This window comes from Pontibacter vulgaris, assembly GCF_022758145.1.
Taxonomy (GTDB): domain Bacteria; phylum Bacteroidota; class Bacteroidia; order Cytophagales; family Hymenobacteraceae; genus Pontibacter; species Pontibacter vulgaris.
In genome coordinates this window covers 651,630-669,584 of the sequence record NZ_JAJVDH010000002.1, presented here as the reverse complement: position 1 = coordinate 669,584, position 17,955 = coordinate 651,630, and the positions used below count along the sequence as shown (strand labels likewise).

14 protein-coding genes and 1 tRNA gene are annotated in these 17,955 nt (G+C 43.1%); 8 read left to right on the top strand and 7 right to left on the bottom strand.

The features are described 5' to 3' along the window. Positions 1 to 58: 58 nt before the first annotated feature. The 5 genes from LWP20_RS04080 (at position 59) to LWP20_RS04060 (ending at position 4,716) form a co-directional block, all read left to right on the top strand. Positions 59 to 132, top strand: a tRNA-Arg gene (locus tag LWP20_RS04080). Positions 133 to 252: 120 nt separating this feature from the next. Then, positions 253 to 654, top strand: coding sequence for a hypothetical protein (locus tag LWP20_RS04075; protein WP_242926830.1), 402 nt, complete (start codon positions 253 to 255; stop codon positions 652 to 654). Between the two features lie 143 nt (positions 655 to 797). Continuing rightward, positions 798 to 1,181 carry a hypothetical protein gene (locus LWP20_RS04070; RefSeq protein WP_242926829.1) on the top strand — a complete coding sequence of 128 codons (384 nt, stop codon included), beginning with the start codon at positions 798 to 800 and terminating at the stop codon, positions 1,179 to 1,181. A 347-nt stretch (positions 1,182 to 1,528) separates the two neighbouring features. Next, on the top strand, positions 1,529 to 1,936 hold the full coding sequence (locus LWP20_RS04065) for a hypothetical protein (protein WP_242926828.1): 408 nt from the start codon (positions 1,529 to 1,531) through the stop codon (positions 1,934 to 1,936). A 344-nt stretch (positions 1,937 to 2,280) separates the two neighbouring features. Further along, entirely contained in the window at positions 2,281 to 4,716 is a 2,436-nt protein-coding gene (locus tag LWP20_RS04060) for a DUF5060 domain-containing protein (RefSeq protein ID WP_242926827.1), read from the top strand. Positions 4,717 to 4,803: 87 nt separating this feature from the next. On the opposite strand, the gene LWP20_RS04055 is transcribed toward LWP20_RS04060, so the two are convergent. Continuing rightward, positions 4,804 to 5,328, bottom strand: coding sequence for a GAF domain-containing protein (locus LWP20_RS04055; protein ID WP_242926826.1), 525 nt, complete (start codon positions 5,326 to 5,328; stop codon positions 4,804 to 4,806). Positions 5,329 to 5,499: 171 nt separating this feature from the next. Next, complete coding sequence (locus LWP20_RS04050; RefSeq protein WP_242926825.1) at positions 5,500 to 5,829, bottom strand: hypothetical protein; 330 nt, start codon at positions 5,827 to 5,829, stop codon at positions 5,500 to 5,502. Positions 5,830 to 6,358: 529 nt separating this feature from the next. Between LWP20_RS04050 and LWP20_RS04045 the strand changes: the two genes are divergently transcribed. Continuing rightward, positions 6,359 to 6,775: a BrxA/BrxB family bacilliredoxin gene (locus tag LWP20_RS04045; RefSeq protein ID WP_302467595.1), complete on the top strand. Its 417-nt coding sequence runs from the start codon at positions 6,359 to 6,361 to the stop codon at positions 6,773 to 6,775. A 74-nt stretch (positions 6,776 to 6,849) separates the two neighbouring features. On the opposite strand, the gene purD is transcribed toward LWP20_RS04045, so the two are convergent. Next, positions 6,850 to 8,145: a phosphoribosylamine--glycine ligase gene (purD, locus tag LWP20_RS04040; protein ID WP_242926823.1), complete on the bottom strand. Its 1,296-nt coding sequence runs from the start codon at positions 8,143 to 8,145 to the stop codon at positions 6,850 to 6,852. A gap of 220 nt (positions 8,146 to 8,365) precedes the next feature. Further along, the gene (gene recQ, locus LWP20_RS04035; protein ID WP_242926822.1) at positions 8,366 to 10,543 is read right to left on the bottom strand and encodes a DNA helicase RecQ; all 2,178 of its coding nucleotides are present in this window, start codon (positions 10,541 to 10,543) and stop codon (positions 8,366 to 8,368) included. 63 nt (positions 10,544 to 10,606) lie between these two features. Here recQ and LWP20_RS04030 point away from each other — a divergent pair, with 63 nt between their 5' ends. Beyond that, complete coding sequence (locus tag LWP20_RS04030; protein ID WP_437179396.1) at positions 10,607 to 11,578, top strand: KpsF/GutQ family sugar-phosphate isomerase; 972 nt, start codon at positions 10,607 to 10,609, stop codon at positions 11,576 to 11,578. Between the two features lie 2 nt (positions 11,579 to 11,580). Next, the gene (locus LWP20_RS04025) at positions 11,581 to 12,657 is read left to right on the top strand and encodes a mannose-1-phosphate guanylyltransferase (RefSeq protein WP_242926820.1); all 1,077 of its coding nucleotides are present in this window, start codon (positions 11,581 to 11,583) and stop codon (positions 12,655 to 12,657) included. Positions 12,658 to 12,795: 138 nt separating this feature from the next. Here LWP20_RS04025 and rlmB read toward each other — a convergent pair whose 3' ends face one another. From rlmB to LWP20_RS04010, 3 genes are all read right to left on the bottom strand, one after another. Beyond that, entirely contained in the window at positions 12,796 to 13,632 is an 837-nt protein-coding gene (gene rlmB, locus LWP20_RS04020; protein WP_242926819.1) for a 23S rRNA (guanosine(2251)-2'-O)-methyltransferase RlmB, read from the bottom strand. Beyond that, on the bottom strand, positions 13,605 to 14,840 hold the full coding sequence (locus LWP20_RS04015) for a GWxTD domain-containing protein (RefSeq protein WP_242926818.1): 1,236 nt from the start codon (positions 14,838 to 14,840) through the stop codon (positions 13,605 to 13,607). The genes rlmB and LWP20_RS04015 overlap by 28 nt, the downstream gene beginning before the upstream one ends. A gap of 88 nt (positions 14,841 to 14,928) precedes the next feature. Next, on the bottom strand, positions 14,929 to 17,883 hold the full coding sequence (locus LWP20_RS04010; RefSeq protein ID WP_242926817.1) for a glycosyltransferase family 117 protein: 2,955 nt from the start codon (positions 17,881 to 17,883) through the stop codon (positions 14,929 to 14,931). Between the last annotated feature and the right edge of the window lie 72 nt (positions 17,884 to 17,955).

The following is a 17,955-nucleotide window of genomic DNA, read 5'->3' as shown; positions in this document are numbered from 1 at the left end:
TTAGGGGTTGCGTTGTAAGAAAAATTGGCGTTACTTTGCATCACCATAACGGAAAAATGGTCACGTAGCTCAACTGGATAGAGCATCTGACTACGAATCAGAAGGTTAGGGGTTCGACTCCCTTCGCGACCACCGAAAAGCCTGTTTACGAAAGTAGACAGGCTTTTTTTTATTATCTATAGTTTTTGATATTAAGGCATCGGAACTGTTTAGGAAATATGGCCGTAACTTTTAACGCACTAAAACAAAGCAATGATCTTATACTCCGGATTAATTACGCTGAAATACGACCCCGCTACTGATATATTAGAAACTGAAATGCCTAATGTATCGCAGTTTACGTTACCTGAGGTGCGGTCGTGCTTAGATATTATTATCTCACATATCCATAACTACCACATTACAAAAGCGCTCTTCGACTCACGCGGCACTCAACTTGATATTGGAGAAAACGACGAAGAATATAAAGCTCTAGCAGCAAAATTCGGAGCAGACCTTATAACCACCAAACTTCGTAAAGTAGCACGACTTGCTTTAGCAGATAAAAAAAGGGAGAAGCAAGGTCAGAAACTACAGGAATCAGCAAAAGAGACACTTACAATACGTACTTTTAGCTCTTACCCGGAGGCTATGAACTGGCTACAAAAAAAGTAACTTATTACTGATATCAATTAAGGTTACCCTCGCCTTTACAACTGCCACAATACTTTATTCATAAAGATACTTATTCCCTAAAAATCGTATCTTACTTGTTATTAACCAATTGCATCGCGATGGTAGTTTATCAGGATAAGTATATGAAGCTCCATTATACCAGGCCCACAGATGTCTTGAGCATGGAGTTGCTTGGCTTTTGGGTACTTGGAAAGGAAGATGTAAAGCACATCTTTAATGCCTTGGCTGCTTGCGCACAAGAACATGGCACAAGGCACATTTTGCTGGATTTTGCCAAAAGCTCTATCAAGATGACAGAGGCAGAATATAAGATAGTGATGTCTCAGTTGGTAGTAGACCTTATTGCTACGCCAATAGAAAAAGTGGCACGTATTTCAACTCTAGATTCCAACCGCGAAAGTATAGTAGACTCTACTTATGAAACCATGCAAGCTATAATGAAGCTGCCACTAGAGTTCAGAAGTTTCCAGCAACACCAGGATGCATTTAACTGGTTGCTAGAGTAAGTATAAATCCTATCTATAAACAGCAAAGGCTCCCTTATGAGGAGCCCCGCCGATATTTTTGAAAAGATTATTTACGAGAAATTTACTTTTCAACTTTTAGCCATTTCCTTTTACGGGCTACTTTATCTTATGTTACAACTATGTGAACATAATTTTTCTTTTTGTTTGAAACATTGGCAAAATGGCATCTAAAAGCTTACAATACTTCTAAACACTTTTGAAAAACATCCCTTTACACCCACCTATAAAGAATACGACATTAAACAAGCCTACTTATATAAATTCAATTTTAACCAAGTATTTACCTATTATTGCAACACTTTTCAGCATCTGCAGTTATTTTAGACATGAAACTCTACAGTGACGATCTTATTGAGCTAACTTATACTGCAGCCCAGGACCTGCTGTATGCTGCGTGGCAAGAGCAAAGGCCTTATAGCACTGCGGAGGTAAAAAAGGCCTTTATGGCAATTGTAGCCAGCGCCAGAGAACATAACATTAAACGCATTCTTCTTAACTTTTCTGAAAACACAAAGGACTTTTTAGAATCTGAGTATAAAGCCTTACTAACCCAGCTAGCAGTTGGGTTGCTCCACACCATGATCGAGAAAATAGCCTGCATCGGACCGGGACACAGCGAACGGGAAGTACGGATAGGTGCCTCATTCGAAGAAATCAGGACTGCCAGTTCTATAGCATTACAATTCAGATACTTCTCTAACAGGGCTGAGGCGTTCCAATGGCTAATTGAATAAAAAACATTAAGTATAATTACATATAACACAAGCACTAATTTTTCTAATTCGTACTTAGAAAGTATAAGCTAATATCTAACCTAAACCAACGGATCAGTAGGCTTATAGATTCGTGTTACCACCACTTGTAGTTTATATACTGCTGCCACTTCTCCAGCACAAAGAAAGATTTGTGCGTCTGCATTTGCTTCTACAATTTCTTAAACCTTCAAAGCACTCAGCCTGATAGAAGACTGGCTATACGCTAAAGGTTTGTCAACAAATATAAAATGCGTATTACATTAAAATTCAAGCTATTATTCATAAAAGCGTGTTGTATACTACTATTTAGCATTGCAGGGAGCTTGCAGGCTAATTCTACAGCTTTAGCTGCTTCAAGTAAACCCTCCAATTCTTTAATTAACCAGATAGTAAGTTTCAGCCTGATAAATACTGATACAAAACATCCAATTCAGGTACTTAACAATAACTCGGCCTTTAGTTTAGACACGTTACCTACGGGTAACCTGAACATACAGGCCAATACCGCCCCTGCTACCACAGGCAGTGTCGTATTTACGCTCACCGGAACTCAGAATCACAGCCAAGTAGAAAATCACCCGCCTTATACTTTATTTGGAGATTCCGGCGATTCCTACAACTCCTGGACTCCGGCCATTGGAAACTATACCTTAACGGCAACTCCTTATTCAGCACCCAATGGCGGTGGCACTGCAGGCATTGCATCAAGTATAAATTTTAAAGTAACAAACTCTTTGGAAAGTGTAGTTACCGGCGAGTTAAAAAAATGGCATAAAATCACGATTACTTTCTCCGGCCCTGTAACCAAGGAATCTGCTTCTACTAACCCGTTTTTAGATTACCGCCTGAATGTTACTTTCAGCAATGGGACCCGCCAAATACAGGTACCGGGTTATTATGCTGCAGATGGCAATGCCAGCGAATCAGGAGCTTCGTCAGGAAATAAATGGCGTGTGCACTTTTCTCCGGATGAAGAAGGTATCTGGAATTATACGGCTTCATTTCGTACTGGCAACAGTATTGCCGTTGATAGCAGCGCTAATGCAGGTAGCCCCGCAGCTTTTGATGGCGCTACTGGTAGCTTTACTATTGGCCCCAGCGATAAAGCAGGCACTGACTTCAGGTATAAAGGGCGGTTACAGTATGTAGGCGAACATTATTTGCGCTTCGCACAAACCGGCGAATACTTTCTGAAAGGAGGCGCAGATAGCCCTGAAAATTTTTTAGCCTTTTCAGATTTTGACAGTACTTATAGTTCAGGCACAGAAAATACCATCAAAACATACCTGCCACATATCAATGATTGGAAGAGCAGTGACCCTGTTTGGAGAGTTGGGAAAGGGAAAGGTATAATTGGGGCATTAAACTACCTGGCCTCTAAAGGTATGAATGCTGTATATTTTCTTACCATGAATGTTAACGGAGATGGAAAAGATGTATGGCCCTGGGTTTCTCATACTGAACGCTACCGGTTTGATGTATCTAAGCTAGACCAATGGGAGGTAGTTTTTACGCATATGGATAAGCTCGGAATAATGCTGCATGTAGTAACGCAGGAAAGAGAAAACGACCAGCTTTTAGATAACGGAGAACTGGGGAAGCAGCGGAAACTCTATTACAGGGAATTAATTGCCCGCTTTGGCCATCACTTAGCTATTAACTGGAATTTAGGAGAAGAAAACACCAACACTGATAGCCAGCGGAAAGCTTTTGCTGATTACATCAAATCATTGGACCCTTACAAAAGCTTCATTAGCATACATACTTTCCCCACACAACGATCTGTGGTTTATACTTCCCTCTTAGGTTATCCCACTTTAGATGGGGCCTCGCTACAAATTTCCAGTATAACAGACGTACACCGCGAAACATTAAAATGGGTAAACAACTCTGCTTCAAAAGGACGAAAATGGGTGGTTAATCTGGATGAAATAGGGCCTGCCAGCATAGGAGTTGCACCTGATACTATAGATTATATGCATGACGCAATACGGAAGGCAGCTTTATGGGGTAACCTGATGGCCGGAGGAGGTGGTACTGAATGGTATTTTGGATATAATTACCCGAATAGTGACTTAACAACCCAGGATTGGCGCTCCCGCAACCATATGTGGGAGTTAACAAGCTATGCGCTGGAGTTTTTTAAAAAGTACCTGCCTTATAGTCAGATGCAAAACGCTGACAGCCTTACTTCAAGTACAACCGATTATTGCCTGGCTCTTCCAGGAAAAGTATATGCTATTTATTTACCAGATGGCGGATCAACCTCCCTGAATGTAAACTCCGGCAGTGATAGCTCAACTTACGAAGTCAAATGGTACAATCCGCGTACTGGTGGCGATTTGCAGAGTGGTAGCATTCAGCAGATCACTGGTTCGGGCAATAAAAGTATAGGTCCTCCCCCAACTGATATTTCGCTTGATTGGGTATGCCTTATTCGCAATACAGAAGTTGCAGATGCACCTCCTCTTTCCATAACACCGCCACTTAACAACTCAACTAGCAGTTCAGCGCCATCTGTTTCAGTATTTCCAAACCCGGTGGCAAATAGCATAACTGTGCAAGTAAACCTTCCGGAAACATCTGCAATAGAAATTTTAATAACGGATATAACAGGTAAAAAACTACTGCTGGCTACTTCAGAACCCGTTAAAATGCTTCTGAAAGAGTTTAACTTAATTAATCTCAAGCCGGGCGCATACCTGCTCCAGGTAAAGTACGGGGATAATTATACTACTAAGAAAATAATCAAGTATTAAATAAGAGAAGTAAGAAAAGGATACGCCTTTACTTAGCTAATTATATAGCTAGTTTGGTTAAATTCTGAAGTATAAATTTTCCTGAAATTAGGCTGCCAGAACTTTTTGTAACTCTTCTTCGATGCGTGGCGAAAGTATGGTAAGGAATGTTTCTATAAGATTTGCCTGCGCAATAGTACTCGAATGCATTAAACAGATCAAGCCGATCATGTTATTATCGGCATCGTTGAGGGGTGTGCCCATGTAGCTCTCTATCCCAAACTTGTGCAGGTATACATCGTCCGGAAATAGCTGCTTCACATCAAAAGGATAATAACAGAAACCAAAGCGTACTATATTTTCACAAGGTGTATTATCGAGGCAATATTCCAGTGGCCCAAGCAGCTTGCCCTTGTGCGCTAATTCAACGCCTTGCACCTTATTAGAGCCAGCCTGCGAAATCCTGCCTATCAGTACAAAATCTACCCCAAACGTTTCGAATATAAGCAGGCAGACAGCCTGAAAGAAATCACTTTTATTGTATTCGTTCGCAAACGACACAGCTTTGTCTAAAACTAAATTATCTTCTTCTGTCCAATCTTTCTGAACTGTGTATACATACTTATACTGCATTAGCCGACTCCTCTATCACTGGTTTGTAACACTTTGGTTTAAAGTATTTTGTAAATTTACTCAAGCTTGATAAATAAAAAAACGACAATTGCATCTAAATCAGATTTTGCAATTGCCGCTTTTATACTTGTAACAGAATCTTCTGAAAACCCTGTCGCTAATTGGTTTATGCTAAGCTGCCATCTCTTCTGGCAAAAGATACATTTCTCTATATTTCAACAGGCCTACCAAAGCCTTATTGATAACACTAAACTTTTTATGATCTTGTTGCAGCTCTTCCCACGAAGAAAAAATGCGCCAGATCTGTTCTTCACCGAAATAGAGTTTTTCCTGGGGAGTTATTTGCCTAGAATAAAATGCAGTCAGTTCATTATCCTGTTCGCGTTCGGGTACCCAGATGTTGTTATCGTTGCTATTTAAAATTTGAATTAATTCTGCTGGTCTGCCCTCACGGGTAGGTAAATAAAAATAAAATACAGTATCAGGATAATCTTCAGTCATCGCGTAAAGCTGTTAATCGTTGTATCTGCTACCTAAATTATGTTGTTTTACTGGCAGCCTCTAAACGTGTAATGTTATACTGGCAACAAAACTCGCACAGAAAAAGTTACAAACCAAAAGTTATACATTAAGTCAATTATATACTTCAAAAAATATCACTTCATTATACTTAATCAAGAGTAACCTTTTAAAAGTATAACCTATAATACGTTTAATAAAAACACCCGAATTTAACTATTTGATGAATATTGTATAAATATTATTCAATTAAACTATCACTAAAAATTATACTAAAACACGCAACAAACGGCAACATTATACTATAATCCTAAGGTTAAACATGGGTTTAAACCAACCACATCAAACAAACTATAATCCTATTTAATTATAGTTAACCAAAAAACAAGTTAATGCTAAACCAGTACGGTAGGATTTTTGTTTGAATTAATTCATACAAGCTTAGTAGCGAATTATTTACTATTTTTGTATCAGTAAATATTACAACAATAAAAAGCCGATTATTATGGGAATGTATCCTGAATATATGGTTGCCCCGATTCGTGAAGACCTTACTTCTGCAGGATTTGAGCAATTAATGACATCTGAAGAAGTGGAGCAAGCACTTTCTTCTAACAACGGTACTGTACTGGTTGCTATCAACTCTGTTTGTGGTTGTGCAGCCTCCAAGGCCCGCCCTGCTCTTAAAATGGCAGTTGCATCATCAGATAAAAGACCGGATAAAATGATTACGGTTTTTGCAGGCATGGAGCAGGATGCTGTTGCTAAGGCACGTGAATTTATGCTGCCCTACCCGCCGTCTTCTCCTTCTATTGCCTTGTTCAAAAATGGCGAACTGGTGCATATGATCGAGCGTTACCACATTGAGGGCAATGACCTTAACCGTATTGTTGATAACCTGCAGGGCGCTTTTGAAGCCTACTGCTAACGGTTAATTAACCTTAAAAACAGCAAAGGCCAGCTATTGTAGCTGGCCTTTGCTGTTTTTAAACTAAGTATACTTTATATACCAGCTTTTATAGTGCGCAGGTCAAAACCAATATCACGGCGGTAATAGCGGTTTTGCCAGGTTATAGTTTCGGCAGCTTTGTTAGCTTTTGCCAGGGCTTCCTCCAGTGTATCGCCTAGGGCGGTTACAGCTATAACACGGCCTCCGTTGTTTATCAATTTATCATTTACAATTTTAGTACCTGCATGGAACACCAACACATCCTTATCCACATTTTCCAGGCCGGTTATCACTTTTCCTTTCTCGAAACCTTCCGGATAGCCCCCAGATACCAAAAATACAGTTGCGGCAGTACGTGGGTCTATTTCCAGTTTAAAGCTTCCCAGTTTATGGTCGTGCAGGGCGCGGAACAGCTCAAAAAGGTCAGATTTAATGCGTGGTATGATCGCTTCTGTTTCCGGATCGCCTAAGCGTACGTTATACTCAATCACGTAAGGGTCGCCATTTACATTCATCAGCCCGATAAACAGGAAACCAGTGTATGGGATGTTATCCTGCTGAAGCCCCGTTAAAGTTGGCGTAATTACGCGGTCTTTTACTTTTTGCATAAAGGCATCATCGGCAAACGGCACCGGCGACACAGCCCCCATACCACCTGTGTTAAGGCCGGCATCGGCTTCACCAATGCGCTTATAGTCTTTTGCTTCAGGCAACAGCACGTATTCTTTACCATCGGTAAGTATAAACACTGACACCTCTATACCTTGCAGATATTCTTCTATTACTACTTTGCTACCGGCATTACCAAACTTTTTATTACGCAGCAGGTCTTCCAGGGCATCAATAGCCTCATCAAATGTTTGTGCTATAATAACACCTTTACCAGCCGCCAGGCCATCCGCTTTAAGTACAGCCGGGTAACTATGGTTGCGCAGGTATTCTACTGCATCGCGGTAAGTGGCTTCTGTAAAGGTCTGGTAACGTGCAGTAGGAATGTTGTGGCGAGAGAAAAAAGCTTTACAAAAGTCTTTGCTACCTTCCAGCATGGCACCGGCTTTTGTAGGGCCAACCACCAGTATGTGCTTCAGGTATTCAGAATTCTGGAAGTAATCGTGTATGCCTTCTACCAACGCGTTTTCCGGTCCCACCACTACCATCATAATATTAAAATCGCAGGCAAACTTTGCCAATTCTTCAAAATTATGAATATCGATGCTGGCGTTGGTATGAAAGTCTGAGGTGCCGGCATTACCTGGGGCCACAAAAACTTTGTCGCAGTATTCGCTTTGGCTAAGCTTCCAGGCAATGGCATGCTCTCTGGCTCCGGATCCTATAATGAGTACATTCATAGTTTTATAGTTATGCGTTAACAGCAACCGTTAACGAGTATTTATACTTTATATGTTTCATCAAAAACTGGTAGCACAACCTGATGCTGATGCTGCGAATTTACCACTTTTAGTTTAAGCACCTTATACTTTATACTTTAGTTCTTAGCGCTTTTATTAAAGAACAAGGCCAGCGACTATAGTTGCTGGCCTTGTTCTTTTCAATTTTTCATGCGCACGATTAGTTAGCGTATTCCGACAAGAATTTAATACGCATCAAGCGCAAATCCTCTTCCGTAAACTCATCCGCTCCTAACTCTTTTAAGGCAACGGCTATATTATCGGTGCTGGCGTTCATAAAGTAATCATAGATATCCTCTTGGCGCTCATGGTCTAATACACTGTTAATGTAGTAGTTAAGATTTAGTTTAGTGCCAGAATAACAGATATGCTCAATTTCCTCGATCAGTTCCTGCATTGTCAGGTCTTTCGAAGAGGCGATTTCCTCCAGATCTACTTTCTTATCTATCTGCTGGATGATGTAGATTTTGATCTTCGATTTATTAACCGTTGTCTTAACCACAACATCAGAGGCTGTTACGATATCGTTTTCCTCCACATACTTGCCAATCAGATCCAGGAACGGTTTTCCGAATTTCTGAACTTTACCCATACCTACACCGGCAATATGCGCCAGCTCTTCTTTAGAGGTAGGGTAAGTGGTAGCCATTTCCTTTAAGGACGGATCCTGGAAAAGCACGTAAGGCGGTAGTCCTTTTTCTTTCGCCAGTTTTTTGCGCAGGTTCTTGAGTAAGTCAAAAAGCACTTCATCATGGCCGGCAGCGGCCTGTGTTTCTTCCTTCTCTTCGTCTTCTTTTACTTCCTGCTCAAAGTTATGGTCTTTGGTTAGCTGTATTGCAAATGGCTTCTCTATAAAATCAAGGCCTTTCTGTGTCAGTTTTACTACGCCAAAGTTTTCGATGTCTTTTTCGAGGAACTCAGATAGCAACACCTGCCGCAGCACAGAGCCCCAGAATTGTACATCGTGCTCTTTGCCCGCCCCAAACACTTCTAATTTGTCGTGATCGTAGCTGGTAGTGTATTGGTTGCGCAAGCCTGTAAGTACAGCCGTAATATGATCTATACCAAAGCGCTGGCCTGTTTGCTGCACTGCTTTCAGTGCCAGTTGGGCTTCTTCCTGCGCCTCAAAACGCTCTTTAGGGTGCAGACAGTTATCGCAGAAACCACAATCTTTTTCGTATGCTTCACCAAAGTAGTGTAGCAGTTGCTTGCGGCGGCATACGGCAGAATCAGCGTAAGCTGCCATTTCCTGCAACAATAGTTTTGAGTTGTCGCGCTCAGTTACAGGTTTATCTTTATTAAACTTCTCCAGCTTAACAATATCGTCGTAACTGTAGAACATCAGGCAGTTTCCTTCCAGCCCGTCGCGTCCGCCGCGGCCGGTTTCCTGGTAATAACCTTCTATTGATTTAGGGGTATCATAGTGGATTACAAAACGCACATCCGGCTTATCTATACCCATACCAAAGGCAATGGTGGCTACAATTACGTCTGCTTCCTCGTTCAGGAAAGCATCCTGGTTGGCCATACGAATGCTGGCATCCAGCCCGGCATGATAAGGCAATGCCTTTACATCATTTACGCGCAGTAATTCGGCAATCTCTTCTACCTTTTTGCGGCTCAGGCAATATACAATTCCGCTTTTGCCTTTGTTTTTCTTAACGTACTGTATTAGCTGTTTTTTGGTATTATGCTTCGGGCGTACCTCGTAGTACAGGTTAGTGCGGTTAAACGACGACTTAAACACCGATGCTTCATCCATTTGCAGGTTGCGTTGGATGTCGAGCTGTACTTTTGGCGTTGCTGTAGCCGTAAGGGCAATAATAGGCAAGTTTCCGATCTGGTCAATTATGCCACGTATTCTGCGGTATTCCGGTCGGAAATCATGTCCCCACTCTGAAATGCAGTGCGCTTCATCAATGGCAACAAAAGAAATATTAGAACTACGCAGGAATTCAACAGTTTCTTCTTTCGTTAGCGACTCCGGGGCCACATACAAAAGCTTTACTTCGCCGGCCAGCGTTTCTTTTTTAACTTTATTTATTTCAGACTTCGATAAAGTAGAATTAAGGAATTGCGCATTCACGCCAAACGCATTTAACTGATCTACCTGGTTCTTCATCAAGGCGATTAGCGGCGAAATAACAATAGCGGTTCCCGGAAGCGAGAGTGCAGGCAATTGATAACACAATGACTTGCCCGCGCCTGTAGGCATAATTACAAAGGTGTTTTTACCGTTGATAATATTGTTTATTATCAGCTCCTGGTTTCCTCTGAATTGATTATACCCGAAAACTTCCTTTAATTTGTTCTTGAGATTGACCTCTTTTAGTGACATGAAACTTGCAAAATAATTCTAAGTGCAACGTATCCATTCAGAATACATTAACACAAATTTAACTTGAATATCATTAATAATATAACCTCGACCGCAAAAAAAGTCTTAATGGCAGAAGCCGAGGCAATCGCCAGACTGGCAGATTTTATCGACGAAGATTTTAAAAATTGCGTCGAAGCCATTTTGCACATTAAAGGGCGCGTAGTTGTAACGGGTATTGGCAAGAGCGCAAACATTGCTTCTAAAATTGTAGCCACCCTTAATTCTACCGGTACACCCGCTCTTTTTATGCACGCCGCTGATGCTATTCACGGCGACTTAGGCATGATCCAGGCCGAAGACTTTGTGATCTGTATCTCTAAAAGCGGTAATACACCGGAAATAAAAGTTTTAGTTCCGTTACTCAAGCGTAAAGGTTCTAAACTGGCGGCCATGGTATCCAGTATAGATTCTTACCTGGCTACCAGCGCCGATTTTATACTTAACGCCTCTGTAGAACGCGAAGCCTGCCCAAACAACCTGGCTCCTACTACCAGTACTACCGCTGCTTTGGCACTTGGTGATGCCCTTGCGGTTTGCCTGCTTGAGGCCCGTGGCTTCAGCAGTGCCGATTTTGCCCGCCTGCATCCTGGTGGCTCGCTTGGCAAGCGCCTTTACCTGAAAGTAGAAGACATTTACGGCCTTAACCAAGCCCCAAGTGTTAAAGAGAACGCTACACTGAAAGAAATTATTATTGAAATATCTTCTAATAGGCTGGGTGCCACAGCTGTAGTAAAAAATAATAGCTCCGAATTGGTTGGTATTATAACCGATGGCGATTTGCGCCGTATGCTGGACAAATATGAATCTATAGATGGTATTAAAGCAGTCGATATTATGACGCCTTCCCCACTCACTATAGAGCCAGATCAATATGCTGCTGAGGCGCTGGCCATTATGCAGGATAAAAGTATAACACAATTAGTTGTAACCGAAGCCGGCAATTTCAAAGGCTTTGTTCACCTCCACGATTTATTGAAAGAAGGACTTATATAGCAATGGATAAGAACACCTACGTGGTAATAATGGCTGGCGGCATAGGAAGCCGCTTCTGGCCATTTAGCCGCACCAACTACCCAAAGCAGTTCCATGATGTGCTGGGCATAGGCGAAAGCATGCTGCAGATGACAATGAAACGCTTTAAGGACATCTGCCCGGATGAAAACATCTTTATAGTTACCAACCGCGACTATGAAGCCCTTGTTAAAGAGCAACTACCGCAGCTAACCGATAACCAGATATTGCTGGAGCCGATTGGCCGTAATACCGCCCCTTGTATTGCTTACGCTTCTCATAAAATTGCACAGATCAACCCGAACGCGAACCTGGTAGTTACCCCTGCCGACCACGTGGTGCTAAAAGAAGAAGCCTTTACGAAGGTGGTAAAAGAAGCAATACAGGCAGCCAGCCAGGATAATATTTTGCTAACACTGGGCATTACACCAAGCCGCCCTGATACCGGTTATGGCTACATCCAGTTTATTGACCACAATGACAATAACTTAAAAAAGGTAAAAACTTTTACCGAGAAGCCGAACCTGGAGCTTGCGCAAATGTTCCTCAACAGCGGCGACTTTGTATGGAACTCGGGTATCTTTATCTGGAATGTGCAAAGTATACTTAGTGCCTTCCGCGAGTACCTGCCTGAAGTGAATGAAATATTTGAAGAAGGCAGCCAAAAGCTGAACACACCTGAAGAGCAGAACTTCATAACTAGAGCTTACTCACATTGCCGTAACGTATCTATTGACTATGGCATTATGGAGAAAGTGGATAATGTGTTTGTACTGCTGAGCGACATTGGCTGGTCTGACCTGGGCACGTGGAACTCGCTTTACACCATTGGCCAGAAAGATGAGCAGCAAAATGTTGTAGATGGCGAAGTAATGTTATACGACACGAATAACTGTATCATTAAAACGCCAAAAGAGCGTTTAGTAGTGGTACAGGGCCTGGAGGGTTATATCATAGCCGAACACGACAATGTACTGATGATCTGCAAACTGGATGAAGAGCAAAAGGTAAAAGAATTTATGTCGGATGCCAAATCTAAAAAAGGCCCGAATTACATTTAAGTCAAGTATAAATTTCAAGAGGCTTTTGCCCTTTACATAAAACAGAAACCCCTGCAGCTTTATAGTTGCAGGGGTTTCTGTTTTATAGCCTTATACTTTCAGAAGTATAAATCTTTAAGTATAAATGGTTATTTAAACTTACGCTTTAAGGGCAACATCACCGGCCTTCAGGCGCTGGCTCATAGCCTCGTAAAGTATAATGCCAGTAGCTACTGATACGTTTAGCGAGCCGATCTGACCCAGTAACGGGATACGCAGGCGGGCATCTGCTTTTTTCAGGTATTCCGGCGAAATACCGTCTTCCTCACTTCCCATAATAATAGCAGTAGGGCCAACCATATCTACTTTATCATCGGTCAGGTTATCGTCTGTTTTTTCGGTACAGGCCACAATCTGTATACCAGAGTTCTGTAGGTATTCTATGGTTTCTTTCAGATTTGGCTCGCGGCAAACCGGCACCAGGTGCAGGGCACCAGCCGATGTTTTCAGGGCATCAGCGTTGATCTGAGCGCCACCGCGGCTCGGAATAACAATGGCATCCACACCTAAACACTCTGCATTTCGCGCTATAGATCCGAAGTTTCTGACATCGGTAATGCGATCAAGTATAAGCAAAAGTGGGTTTTTACCTTTCTCAAAAAGGGAGGTTACAATTTCCTGCAAAGGCGCATAGGTAATAGCCGATGAGTAGGCTACAGCTCCCTGGTGGTTCTTGCGTGTAAGTTTGTTCAGCTTCTCGATCGGCACCATAGATACCGGTACATCCGAACGCTTTGCCAGCTCCAGCAACTCATCAACGGTTGGGTTCTTGGCTGTTTTCTGCAGGAAGATTTTCTCCAGTCCTTTGCCCGCAAGCATGGCTTCTATTATCGGACGAAGCCCGAATAGCATTTCGATCTTTTCTTCTCTGGCTTCTCTCGGTGCTCTGGGGCTGCCGTAGCGCGAATTTATATTTCTGTTATACCTGCTCTCCATTGTGCAACTGTGCTGTACCAGCTCTCCTCGTAATCGCGGCGCCGTTCCAGCTCATAATGATTTTCTGTAAAGGTATTCTGTTTTTTGTTAAAAACGAACTTGATGTAAGGCATCAGCTCAGATTCGCGGTATGTCCATACCTCAGAGTTGCCGACGCGCGTTACCTGGCTTGGCCTTCCGTAAATAATATAGATCATTCCACGATCCGTGGCCCAGCCTGCCTTGTGCGAAGTATAAAGCTTGTTTGCAAACTCTACACGCCCATAGTACTTCCTGATCAGCTCACGGGCTATACTTTTATCGCCGGCTACTTTTAACCAGAAACCATCTACAGCTGCTTTAGGGTCAGGTGCTTTAAACAGGGCTTCGCGCTCTGCTGAGGTTGTAATATAAATGAGTGGCTGCAGTAATTCCTGCGATGTGGTAACTAAAGGAAAAGCGTCTCTCTCAACTAATAAGCCTTCTGGCTGCGCTTCCTTCTGCTGAATCAAGTATAAGCCAGAATTGTGTAGTTGTATCGTGTCGCCGGAAGTATAAGAAAGGGTATCTATTGCATTTATAGTTTGAGGTATAGCTTGCTGCCGGGTAGACATAGGTGGTAAAGCGGCCATAAATGCAGCATCGTAGCGCTGTAGTTTTATTGGCTCTGTAACGCCGAACTGGTGTAAAAGCAATTTTTCGGTAGTAGTAGTATAGTTACTGAAAAGCGATCTGCCAGATTTTGCCTGTACCAGCAGGTATTTTTTTTGCAGCATTTTAGGTTGCAACGGTACTTTATAAAAGGTTGAGAGCCGCTCCTGCCCTACCAGCTTTTGCCGCAAACGCAGGTATAGCACATTAGGCTCAGCAACAAATTTGGCTGGCAGCCTCAGCGACAAGTATAAACTACCTCCATTTGCCGGATCAATCTCTGTATCTACCTGAATGGAATCCTGTGTGAGCAGTGGATCTTTTTCGCCTTTGCCTGCGCGCACATCATACTGTACCTGCATGGCACTTTGCTGCACATCAACCACCTGATTCACATCTTCAAACTTCATAAACAGGTGCAGACTGTCGTTTAAAGTATAATGATCCGTCTGAAGTATAATTTCTGGTAGCAGCGGCTTAGCATAAGCTGTTTCCGGCATGCGCGTATCCGGTGGCGAGCCACATGCAGCCAATAACATTGTTGTGCAGCCTAAGAGAGTTAAGCATCTGAGCTTCATGAAGTATAGGATTGAGCAACAGCCAGAAAACAAAAAGCCAGGCAACAAACGCTGCCTGGCTTTTTTACTGTTTAACTCTCTATTTTGTTTAACGCCGTATGCGCTGCAGATATTGCATGAACTGCCCCTGTATTTGCTGGGCACGTTGCTCATCGCCAATTGCCTGCGCTTCGGTTACAAGCTGCTGCATAATGTACAGGTTTGTTTGTATCTCCATATCATGCAGGGCACCTTTGTCTAAGTAATAATCCAGCGATTCCTGCGAGCTTTTTGCCATGGCATCCAGCAATTGCTTGGCACGCTGCTGCTCACCTACTTTCGACATCAATGTAATAAACTGAGGCGTGTAATAATCGAACGGAACGGTTTTCTCAGGCAGCTGCTCAAAACAATAATCAATAATTTCTTTCGCTCTGGCTGTGTTGCCCTCCTGCAGGTAAGCTGTAGCCAGCTTACCAAACTTATCGCGTGCATTGGCAGCAAAACGGAAATAGTTCTCGTCGTAGAAAATGTTCGGGTCGTTGAAACCACGGAAGCTGAACTTCTTCATCAGGTTGTTATACATTACCTCTTTGTTCAGGTAACCTGGCATTTCTTCGCTCACTGTTTTGACAGGTACAATGCGGTACGCCAGGCCATCTAACTGGAAGTAATCAGACAAACCAATAAAATCTGAAGCATTTACTGTAGTAGAGAAGTATACCGGACGCTCCCAGTTGTTTGTAGCCAGCAAGTCAAGTATGATCAGGTGCTTTTTCTCCAGGAATGATTTGTTGGTAGTCCACTGCATGCGGTCTGTAATTTCAGCCTGCTTCTCTTTAGGTATAAAGCCCATTCCCTGCACTTTTGCTTTATCAATGTTTAGGAAGAAGTTTTTAGTAGGGAAAGAAGTCAGCGTAGTGCCGGCACCATACTGCACCTGCAAGGCCGGATGGTTTTCCTTTACCAAACTGATAAACTGCTGCAAATCTATACCAGCTGCTACCTGCGGTTTTTCAACATAAGGCAGGTAATCGTTTACACCCTGGCGGTAGTTCGAATTTTCAAGCGACAGCGGCCACGGCGCAGACTTGTAAGAAGGGCGCTTCATCTGGTCGATATACCAATCGGTATTCAGGTAGCTAAGTACGGCTACGCGCACATCAGTCCTGTAGCCTTCTACTTCCTGAGCATACCATAGCGGGAACGTATCGTTATCGCCATTTGTGAAAAGGATGGCGTTAGGTGCACACGAATCAAGCAGGTTTTTGGCAGAATCCACAGAATGATAACGGTTAGAGCGGTCATGATCGTCCCAGCCTTCGGCAGCAAGTATAACCGGCACCGATAAACACACTGCTGTAGCTACCGCAGCACGCGCCTGCTGATTACGCAGCACTTTCTGCAACAGGTCAGCCAAACCTAACACACCTAAACCAATCCAGATAGAGAAGGCATAAAATGAGCCTGCAAAAGTATAATCTCGCTCGCGAGGCTCTATTGGCGGCTGGTTCAGATAAAGCGCAATGGCTATACCCGTAAAGAAAAACAACAGACCAACTATAAAAGCATCGCGCTCATTCTTGCGGATCTGGTAAATCAGACCAAGTATACCTACCAAAAGCGGCAGCAGGTAGAAACAGTTACGAGCCATGCTATTTGCTACACGAGCCGGCACGCCGTTATCGTTTTTACCAAACCATAGCACGCCGGCCTGCTGCACATCGCTTTCGCGGCCAGCAAAGTTCCACAGGAAATAGCGCCAGTACATGTGGCCTAACTGATAACGCATCAGGAAGCTCATATTCTGGCCAAAAGTCGGCATCTGGCCTTCGCGCAGGTCTACCCATTTTTTATATTCTTCCAGGTGTTGCGGGTTATCGCTGTAAATACGCGGTAGCAAGGTTTTGTCTTTGCTGTCATAGATAGCCTCTACGCCGCCAGGTACTGCTATGTACTTATCCTTGCCTTTGATGTAACGCGGTGCTTTTTCTTTCTGATCAACTGGCTGTGCATTGTATTGCGGACCATAGATTAAAGGTCGGTCGCCGTATTGCTCACGCTTCAGGTAAGATACAAAGCTCAGAATATCCTGTGGGTCGTTCTCATCAATCGTCGGGTTATAAGACGATCGGATCGGGATGATCATATAAGATGAATAACCAATCAGGATAAAGATAAAGCAAAGTATAGCTGTGTTAAGAACGCGGTTACCATGCTTAATGGAATACCGGATACCAAAAACGATAGCAACTATAAGTATAGCAACAAATACGATGATACCGGATCCGAAAGGCAGGCCAAGCGAGTTGACAAAGAATACCTCCACATTACCTGCCAGCGACGGCAAGCCCGGTATAACACCCCAAAGTATAGCCATTACAACTACCGCACTAATCAGGAAAGCGATAACGCCTCCCCAGAAAGTAGGCTTATATAAACGGAAGTAATAAATAAAGGCAAGTGCCGGTATAGCAACCAGGTTAAGTAAGTGAGCTCCAATAGACAGGCCTACCAGGTAAGCTATAAGTATAAGCCATTTATCAGAAAGCGCCTCTCCAACTTTAGACTCCCAGCGCAGCATAGCCCAGAAAACAATAGCCGTAAAGAACGACGACATGGCGTATACTTCAGCTTCTACTGCCGAGAACCAGGCAGAATCAGTAAAAGTATAAGCTAGTGCTCCTACTGCACCGGCTCCCATAATCAGAAGTACGTTGCCGTTTGTCGGGGCTTCGCCTTCTTTTACCAGCAACCTGCGGGCAAGTATGGTGATAGACCAGAACAGGAACAGCACTGTGAACGAGCTGCAAAGCGCCGACAACAAGTTTACCCACCATGCTACCTGCGTAACATCGCCGGCAAACATAGAGAAGATACGGCCTACCAACAGGTAAAATGGCGCCCCTGGCGGGTGCGGCACCAATAGTTTGTACGAGCAGGCAATGAACTCGCCTGCATCCCAATAGCTGGCAGTTGGCTCCAGCGTTAACACATAAACGGTTGTCGCGATTAAGAACACGATCCAACCGACCAGGTTGTTTATCCTCCGATAATCAGTCATAGCTAATTTTGATTCTGCCCCGAAAATAATAAATAAAGATTTGCCGAGGTGCAATTTTGAGATTTAATACAA